At 33.8% G+C, this 6,203-nt stretch carries 5 protein-coding genes; 2 read left to right on the top strand and 3 right to left on the bottom strand.

Annotated elements, in window-relative coordinates; translation table 11 throughout:
• Positions 1 to 134 precede the first annotated feature (134 nt).
• Both ACFIM8_RS06705 and ACFIM8_RS06700 read left to right on the top strand, forming a co-directional pair.
• Positions 135 to 347: a hypothetical protein gene (locus ACFIM8_RS06705; RefSeq protein WP_375607177.1), complete on the top strand. Its 213-nt coding sequence runs from the start codon at positions 135 to 137 to the stop codon at positions 345 to 347.
• A gap of 9 nt (positions 348 to 356) precedes the next feature.
• Positions 357 to 1,400, top strand: a complete 1,044-nt coding sequence (locus ACFIM8_RS06700) for a tyrosine-type recombinase/integrase (protein ID WP_375607178.1) — start codon at positions 357 to 359, stop codon at positions 1,398 to 1,400.
• Positions 1,401 to 1,958: 558 nt separating this feature from the next.
• On the opposite strand, the gene ACFIM8_RS06695 is transcribed toward ACFIM8_RS06700, so the two are convergent.
• From ACFIM8_RS06695 to ACFIM8_RS06685, 3 genes are all read right to left on the bottom strand, one after another.
• Entirely contained in the window at positions 1,959 to 2,894 is a 936-nt protein-coding gene (locus ACFIM8_RS06695; RefSeq protein WP_375614682.1) for an outer membrane protein, read from the bottom strand.
• Positions 2,895 to 3,463: 569 nt separating this feature from the next.
• Positions 3,464 to 3,736, bottom strand: a complete 273-nt coding sequence (locus tag ACFIM8_RS06690) for a hypothetical protein (protein WP_375607180.1) — start codon at positions 3,734 to 3,736, stop codon at positions 3,464 to 3,466.
• The gene (locus tag ACFIM8_RS06685; protein ID WP_375614681.1) at positions 3,730 to 6,105 is read right to left on the bottom strand and encodes a mechanosensitive ion channel domain-containing protein; all 2,376 of its coding nucleotides are present in this window, start codon (positions 6,103 to 6,105) and stop codon (positions 3,730 to 3,732) included. Before ACFIM8_RS06685 ends, ACFIM8_RS06690 begins: the two co-directional genes overlap by 7 nt.
• Positions 6,106 to 6,203 lie beyond the last annotated feature (98 nt).

The following is a 6,203-nucleotide window of genomic DNA, read 5'->3' as shown; positions in this document are numbered from 1 at the left end:
AACTTACAGATTTTTTACATATGGAGGTGCTTCTCTTCACAAATGCCTCCTAGCACCACCACCCTTCTTAACACTTTCAAGTCATGCGTGATTCACGAAATGGGTGAATTGCGTCTCAATGTAGGAGAAAAGATATGGCACCTCGTAAAGCTATCATAACGCAAGCAGACATTGCACGAGCTTTAAGAGAAGCAAAAAAACAAAAATGCGAACTCATAGAAATCAAACCTACCGGTGAACTGCTTATCTATCTTAAAGCAGATATCCCATTACCAAACTCAACAACACATCCTGATAAAATATGGAATTTATCTCGTGATGATTATGAATTTGATATCGTCTTATAGGTGATCACCATGCCAAAACCACGCCCCCCTCATCTCGTTAAACAAATTACTCAACATGGCAAAATTGTATGGTATGTACGTATTGGTCACGGCAAACGCATTAGAATACGCGGGACCTATGGAACGCAAGAGTTTGTTGATAACTACAAAAGCGCACTTGCCGAATTACAAGGGCTTATACTTCCTAAATCCAAAACCGGTAAACTTGTTGAAGGGTCATTTGCATGGCTGCTTAAACAGTATTTAAACAGCTCTAATTGGCATAGCCTCTCTACAGTTACAAAAAAGCAAAGAGAATACATCCTTATGAAGATATGCGATTCCGTAGGAGATATCCCATACCAAGCAATTAATAAGAAACATATCATAGCTGGAGTTGAACGGCGTAAAGAAACACCAGCAATGGCTAGAGAATTTCTGAAAGTACTTAATGGGCTTTTTAATTGGGCGATTGACCAAGGTCTTTTGGAAAACAATCCAACTTTAGGGGTCAAAAAACCTCCTCTAAAAAATAAAGGGGGCTTTCCTGTTTGGACAGAAGAAGATGTTGAGAAATATTATAAAAGATGGCCTCATGGTACCCATGAACGTGTTTGGATTGATGTTCTTCTTTACACGGGGTTGCGCCGTGGTGACGCCGTTCGTATTGGTTGGAAAGATGTTAAAGATAATATCATTCATCTCAAAACAGAAAAAAGTAAATTCCAAACAGATGTTTTTCTCCCTATTTTACCGGAATTAGCCAAAACACTTGAAGCTGGTCCTATTGGTGAGGACACATTCATTTGTAGTAAACACGGGGGGAAAATACCTAAAGAAAGATTCGGAATTACATTTTATAATGCTTGTACCCAAGCAGGTATCAAAAAAACAGCCCATGGCTTAAGAAAATTAGCAGCAACACGCGCAGCTAATTCTGGTGCAACAGTATCACAACTCAAAGCAATTTTTGGCTGGACACATGATGCTATGGCATCTCTCTACACAAAGAGCGCAGATCGCAAAAAACTCGCTCTTGAAGCCATAAAAAAGCTTCAAAAAGATGGGGGATAGAGGAAAAAAAACGTAATAGAATCAGGATTCCTCAATTCCCCCATATTAGACATAACTATTTCATTTTACTTGCTGTTTAAATCCAATAAAAAAATAAAAACAATTAATTATTAAATAGAAAAAAGATAAACTGCGCTATCAGGTGATATTATAGAGAACTCTAAGGAAAAAAAATTGGTGCACAAACGTGCACGCCGTCCACATCACTCTATATGAATTTTCTTTATTTTCTCATTACTTAGATAGTAAAAACTCTCTTTAAGTTTACTGTTTGCAATTCTATAACGATACTATGAATATGATAACTGTAATAATATGAAAGACGAAGCAATCCTTCTTGGCTAACAAATGTTTCAACCACACCTCGTAAACTAAAAATTTTTTATTCTTAACAGTTAAGAATCTGAGTAACTCTTCCTTACCTCCTCATCCTCACTTAAAGTCAATGCTCCCTTTTTTCACCATAAAATAGTGTTTACAATGCATACAATTTAAAAAAATAAAGACCCTATCAAAGAGATAGGACCTTTTAAATTTAAGCTCCTTTATCCTATAAAACTAGAATTTGTAAGCTATTCCTGCGCGAAAATCATTCGTCTTATACTTAACTTCAATCTCGTCTTTAAATTTCTTTTTACCAAAATCTGAGTAACGATATTCCGCACGTAAAACAAGATTATCTGTCATTGCAAAATCAACACCACCACCCAGAGTGTAACCAATCATCATTTTTGTAGCATCCGATGTCCTGTTAAAAAGCTCAGATCCCGTAATGACTGTCGACAAAACATCTTGAAATTGTCCATAAGCGACACCACCAGCAATATAAGGCATCACACGATGAGCAGAAAACCCAACACGCACCCTTGTGGCTCCAGTCCATTTTTGTTTAAAAGTATGATTAAAAGTTAAGCTATTCTTTTCTTCTGTAGTCTCTGTACCAGAGCGAGAAAAGCTAGGCCCCCGCCCTTTGTCAAACTGTGCCCTTTTATAACTTTCTTTCTTTTTACCATTTTCTTCAGTACCAGCATCAGTTCCAGTACCAGTATCAGTTCCTTCAGGACTCGAACCACCAGCACTCGATTCATCTGCATGAAATCTTGTTTTTGTGTCTTTTTTTTCCGTTAAAATGATATCCGTATCAATCCCCACGATAAAATTATTACCGAGATCAAAATTAACACCCGCATAAAAACCACCTATAAACCCAGAAAGATCTGGCATATGCTGTTTCTCGATGGGTATCCATGATTTACTTTTACTCTCCTCATCAGGATAGAGAGGAATATCAACATAAGGCGTTTTTGCAGAAATTTTACTTGAAAAGCCTCCAACTTGCCCCCCAAAATAAAAACCTGACCAAGAAAAAAGTGAAGAAGAAGCAACTTCTGAAGCAACATGTACAGACTCTTCAGGAACTACGACATCTGCAGCCTGTACTATAGAAGATGAAACCAAAGAAAAAACAGATGCTGTTATAAATTTTGTATTCATAAAATTATACCCCATTGCTAAATTTAAATATAATTAAAAATCACATTTAGAAAAACAAAGTTTTATAAAATTTTATACCAAAAAACCGCATGCACTCCTTTACATTTACATTTAAATATACCACTGCTAAATACATCATTACATCAAAATTGAATTTTATCAAATAAATTTTAATAACTATTAAAATATTATAATAATGAATACTTTAAATGACAAATCTTTAATAAAAATGTCTATTATATTTTTAAAAATGAGAAAATATAACACATTTTTTATCCAAATTACCGCATAAAAAATCATAAAATAGAATATTTCAAAGCATTTTTTCATGAAAAAATTCTGAAATGATGTAATTATTGTTAGCACATTGATATTTAATTAAAAATATTATAAATATAAAATAGTATAAAAATACCTCTATATGCTTACATATAAGTAGATTCTATGTATATAAAAAACTACATCTATCTTACACTGAAATCATACTACTACTTTTAAAGTATGAGATTATTAACAGGCGCAATATCTTTATCTTTCTAGAGATTATCTCAAAAAAGTCCTCAATCACTTTATTTAAAAATTGCTCTTCCCCTACTGATTTCTATATTATCATCTGCTTTTATTGCAAAACGGTCTTTATTAGGAAAAGTTATAAAACATCCTTTCATACAAATTGTAATTGTTTGATGCGTATTTAAAGAAATTTTTAAAGGTACACTTCCTTCAACAATAATGAGAGAGTGTATCTTTAAATCAGTATTTTTCACTGTTGCAGCAAAAGCTGTTATGGTAAAAATACTTAATAGAATAACTGTAGTAAAAATATAAGTATATTTCAGCATTCTAAGATTCCTTCCTCAGCAAAACGCTTATATAGGCTAAATCGAAGAGCATTGGTTACATGAGAAGATGAGGTAATATTAGGCACATAAATAGCCAAATTAAAGGAAAAACTCTTACGATCAAATGCTGTAAAACTCACCTGTGGGATAGGATTTTTTAAAACGCCTTCTGTCGTAGAAGCAATCTCTAATAAAATTTCAGCAACATGCTCTGGAGCAACCTTAGATGATACAGTAACTGGTACATCAATTCGTCCTACTTTATTACGTCGTGTCCAATTACTAACGTTGTTATTAATAAGGCTTGAATTGGGAATAATAATCGTCTTACGCTGAATGGTCTCAAGTTCCGTTGCACGCACACTAATACGCTTAACAACGCCCCCTACTGATCCAGATTCTATATAGTCTCCTATTTTAAATGGTCTTCCAACTAAAATAATAAGTCCAGAGACAAAGTTTTGGACAATATTCTGTAAACCAAAACCTATACCAAGTGAAAGTCCTCCAGCAATAAGAGCAAAATTTCTAAGATCCAAACCTGCCATTGATAATCCGGTCAAAGCAGATACAACAACGCCTCCATAACTTATCACTGTTTTGATAGAATTACGTATACCAGAATCGAACTCTCCATGAACCAACACCACATTATCTAACCAACCAATAAATCTTCGAATAAGAAACCAGCAAACACAAAAAGAAATAATTCCTGTTACAAGAGAAATCAAAGAAAGACTAATATTTCCAATCTGAAAACCGGTCACCGATTGCCACAAAACTGCTTTTAAATCAGAATAGGAAAATCCAAACTGTACAGCAATGGGCATTGCACAAAATATAACAACAAATAAATTGAGAAAAACGCTCACAAAAATTCCCAATTGATTCATTGTTTTTTCTTCTAAATGAAACCTCTGCATCAAAAGATGACCAACCGTTGTTTTCATAAATTGGTCTTTAGTTCCAAGTGCTTGAGCACTTTGTATTCCTAAATACATGAGAACTAAAAATGCTCCATCAATCATAATTTGCTGCGTAATAAAACGCGCAAGTCCAACATAACCTAAAAAATTCAATACAAAGAGCAGTAACCCCAAGCCAATAAGAGGAATGCGTATATAAAATGGCCAAAAGTATGGCTCTTTTTTTTCTTCTTGAACACGCCTAGGTCTAAACCGCAAAGGTACAAATGATATTATAAATAGCAATATCGCTACAAGAAAAACAGCAATAAAACTTTTAGCAATTGTCAAAGATAGAGGCGCTGAAATGATTTGATAAATACTATCAAGAACAGCGTCAAATGCCAAAATACCCCCTAAAGAAGTGAGTAAAATCACTAATTGATAAGCAGACGATGGTGCAATACTGAGAAGACGCACATGGGGCCGATTCGATGATAGAAGAACAACAGCTAATCGATTGATTAAAAATAATAAAATAATTTGACAACCTATCATATCAAAAACTGTTGTAAGCTTACCTGGATCTAAGTTAAAACTACGAAACAAAAACAACACAAGGTAAACGCAAAGAATACAGATAAGTGAAGGTAAAAGAACTGAAATAAAGGCAATCAATAAGCGTTGTAAATAAGATATTTCCTCATTAGACTTCGTAAAGTGGCAATACACATGAACAAGAACTTTTTGAGAAAAATACGAAAGTCCTAAAGTAATAAAAAGTGGAATTAAAAAGCAAAGAACTAGTTGTAAAAACTTGAAGTAAAATATAAAATTCCACCAAGAATTTAACAAAACAAGAAAATCTGATGAAGCCTCTTTTGTTTTTTGGGCGAGATGTTTAACCATCGGAATCGAAAACTCAAGCCTATACGTAAGCGTGCGTTTAAAAAGCTCCCGAGATTGAGAAATAGAAAGTTCCGCTATTCTATTTGCCGCTAAGAAAATTGCTTCAAAACGAAGCATGATACTGTTAATTTTAGCTTTTTGCTCTATCAAATAGGAATATTCCTTCACTGAGCTTTTCAGTTTTTTTATGTCACGATGGAGCTCCATTAATTGATCAAGAAGTGTATTAATCTCATTAAGAGGAGGACGCAAAACAAATGCTGCCTCAATAGCACGTTCACTGATATCTTGTGCACGTAACCGTAATTCTTCTAAAGCACGCTCATCTTCTGGCTTTCTGTCAAAATCTCTTTTTAAAGTTTCAGTATTTTCTTCAAGAGTCTCAATAATCAACTGTTGTTGTTTAATAATTTCATCAACTGAATAAGAATCTATCGTTTGTTCGACAATTGTATTTTGTGCCCCCCTATTCCCCCATGCACCAGAATTAAATACAAAGATAATCCCCAAAAGAAGGAAAAGTATGAGGATGCTTTTTCTACAAAATGAATACATATCTACCTTATTAATACAAAAGGGATTTTATTTTTCTTTTTTAAATATGGTATAAAGTAGATATTTTCAACTTTTATAGAATAATCTTATAAAAGCTT

It is taken from the genome of Bartonella sp. AC535YNZD, assembly GCF_042196625.1.
In the GTDB taxonomy this organism is placed as follows: domain Bacteria; phylum Pseudomonadota; class Alphaproteobacteria; order Rhizobiales; family Rhizobiaceae; genus Bartonella.
Note: the sequence above shows the minus strand (reverse complement) of the source record. Positions and strands in the feature narration are given on the sequence as shown.

Coding starts and splice junctions, on each gene's coding strand:
- ACFIM8_RS06700 (WP_375607178.1), top strand. CDS start 357: ATGCCAAAACCACGCCCCCCTCATCTCGTTAAACAAATTACTCAACAT.
- ACFIM8_RS06695 (WP_375614682.1), bottom strand. CDS start 2,894: ATGAATACAAAATTTATAACAGCATCTGTTTTTTCTTTGGTTTCATCT.
- ACFIM8_RS06705 (WP_375607177.1), top strand. CDS start 135: ATGGCACCTCGTAAAGCTATCATAACGCAAGCAGACATTGCACGAGCT.
- ACFIM8_RS06690 (WP_375607180.1), bottom strand. CDS start 3,736: ATGCTGAAATATACTTATATTTTTACTACAGTTATTCTATTAAGTATT.
- ACFIM8_RS06685 (WP_375614681.1), bottom strand. CDS start 6,105: ATGTATTCATTTTGTAGAAAAAGCATCCTCATACTTTTCCTTCTTTTG.